The organism is Moorena sp. SIO2C4, from assembly GCF_010672485.1.
GTDB lineage: Bacteria > Cyanobacteriota > Cyanobacteriia > Cyanobacteriales > Coleofasciculaceae > Moorena > Moorena producens.
In genome coordinates this window covers 1-2,285 of the sequence record NZ_JAAHGN010001149.1, presented here as the reverse complement: position 1 = coordinate 2,285, position 2,285 = coordinate 1, and the positions used below count along the sequence as shown (strand labels likewise).

2 protein-coding genes are annotated in these 2,285 nt (G+C 44.1%); both read right to left on the bottom strand.

Going from position 1 to position 2,285, the window contains the following annotated elements; translation table 11 throughout:
* Nucleotides 1-199: hypothetical protein (locus tag F6K20_RS34840; RefSeq protein ID WP_287297855.1), on the bottom strand; the 199-nt coding region annotated here is incomplete at its 3' end.
* A 108-nt stretch (nucleotides 200-307) separates the two neighbouring features.
* Nucleotides 308-2,038, bottom strand: a complete 1,731-nt coding sequence (locus F6K20_RS34835; protein ID WP_287297853.1) for a HEAT repeat domain-containing protein — start codon at nucleotides 2,036-2,038, stop codon at nucleotides 308-310.
* Nucleotides 2,039-2,285: the final 247 nt, after the last annotated feature.

Genomic DNA, 2,285 nt, shown 5'->3' with positions numbered 1-2,285 from the left:
CAAAAGGCAAGCCGAGAGGTTGAGAGAATCTAGGAGCCGTGTGAGATGAAAGTCTCACGCACGGCTTTGAAGGAGAGGTGCTCCGGATAATACCGGACATCGACTCTAATAAGCTTGCCGAGCAACCGTTCGCGTAGCGTCGGCTTGGCCGTAGGCCACGCCAAAGGCGAACGCCGATAGGGATACCTGGTGTTGGCAAGAAGCCCGCGTTGTCCCGTTAGGGCAACGTCGGGAGTATGTCACTCTTTGGTGACTTAAATTTACTCTGATCGTAGTTGCTATTGACTAATGACCAATTACTAATAATCTACTGTGCGATCTCCAAATTCCATAGAGCATCAATCCCACTACCAACATAGTCTGAGGCTTGGTGCAGCTCAATCCATTGTGCAAGAGCACTGGACACATAACTAGATGGTTTACCTAACTCAGCCAAGGTCTCAGCAGCTGAGGCTCGTACACCAGACTCCTCATCTTTGAGGCACCCCAGCAAGGCAGTGATCACAACTTGTGAAGAATTACCCAACTGGCTCAAGGCATTAATAGTGGCACAACGTACATCAGAATCTTGATCCTCTAGTTGTGGTAGTAGGGCACTGACAACTGTTTCAGAAAGGTTCCCTAACTGACCATTACCTAACTGACCTAAAGCAGTAGCAGCGGCACAACGGAGATCAGAATCTTTATCTTTGAGGCATGTGACTAAAGCACTGACTACGGTTTCACCAGGCTGCTCTAATTTACCCAAGACCGAAGCACTCAAGCAACGAACACGAGAATTTTGATCGTTTAGCCTTGTCAATAAGGCACTCACAACGGTTTTACCACGTTGCTTCAATTTGCCCAATGCCCAGATACTGGAGTAACGAACACGAGCATTTTTATCGTTTAGCCCCATCAACAAGCTATTCACTACTGGCTCAGAAGCCTGATCCAATTCACCTAATGCTAAAGCTGCTTCAGAACGAACGGTAGCATCGTCATCTTTTAGCCAGCTCAGCAGTGTATTTACTAAGCTTTCTGAAGTATTGTCTAATCTGACAATAGCGCTTAGTGATAAGTTCTGAATATTTTTTTGAAGACTAGTGTGCTCGGTAGTAGTGAGATAATAGTCGGGATAGTCTAATTTAGTTAATCTATCACTAGTTAATCTATCACTAGTTAATATCTCACTGGCCTGGTGACGCACGGTATTATTATTATCCTCTAGCCCTGCCAAAAAGGTTTTGAGGACTGTCGGGTTTTGCCCTAATTGGTTTTGCTCTAATTGGTTTTGCCCTAATTCTACTTGGCTTTCCTGGGATTGTGTATCTTTCTGAGAGTTTGCTATATCTTTCAATACTTGTAGAACGTCAAGTTTAATCTCAGTCTGATTCAAGTCGGAAAGGATTTGAAAGACTTGCTGATGGAGTTGGTAACCAACTCGCCGTGAATCACTGGCTGCTAGGGTAACTAATGCTGCTAAAATTTCTTGCATTAGTGAATTATCGGCTATCTTCAAGGGTTGAGGATTTTCGGCAATGCAAGTGGCAGCAAATAATAAATCACGATGTAACCAAGACTCATACTCACTGCCATTATTGAAAATTTCCTGAATTGCTTTAGCGGCTTTTTTGGGTTTAAGCTGAGCAATTAGTAGGAGCAAGACGTCTTGCGACTGGGAGTCATGGAGATAGTCTTGGATATGATTCAGGATAATATCAAAATTCCCTTCATTATCGGCTTGATAGTTAATTTCTTGAGCACAAAGATAGTCTTGAAATATTTTATGGATAAAGGCGTAACCATCCAACCCTTGTTGTGTTAAAATACCAGTGCGATGCTCCTTTGGAGCCGCTACGCGAACGCTAATTAAATTAACCAACCGTTTTGCCTCTGCCTTGGCCTCGTATAACTGAATCTGTTTCATGGTTTTAATTTCTCTACCAAACCAAGCGATCAGTTCATCTCGATTAATTACTATCCTACCTTCTTTCTCCGTTTTATCTTTTTCCTTTTTACTATCCTGGGTATGCATCCAATACCCGAGACGTTCCATCAATCGTCTGCAATCATTCAATCCCAGATATTTCAGCGTCTGATTATTACTAATATCTGGTTTATTAATATCTGGTTTATTAATATCTGGTTTATTATCCCAGGAGGTTAGATCTGGTCGATCCTGAGGACCTGCCGACCTCGTTCCAGGTCACCGTTGACGAGTCCTCGGCCTGCGCCTTCATCGCAGCCGAAATCGGACCGTTGCCCGGCGTCGCCGACGTCGAGTTCGCTCGATGAGCGGGCGG

Excerpts from the sequence above, each read along its gene's own strand:
- F6K20_RS34835 (WP_287297853.1), bottom strand. The coding sequence starts at position 2,038 with ATGGAACGTCTCGGGTATTGGATGCATACCCAGGATAGTAAAAAGGAA.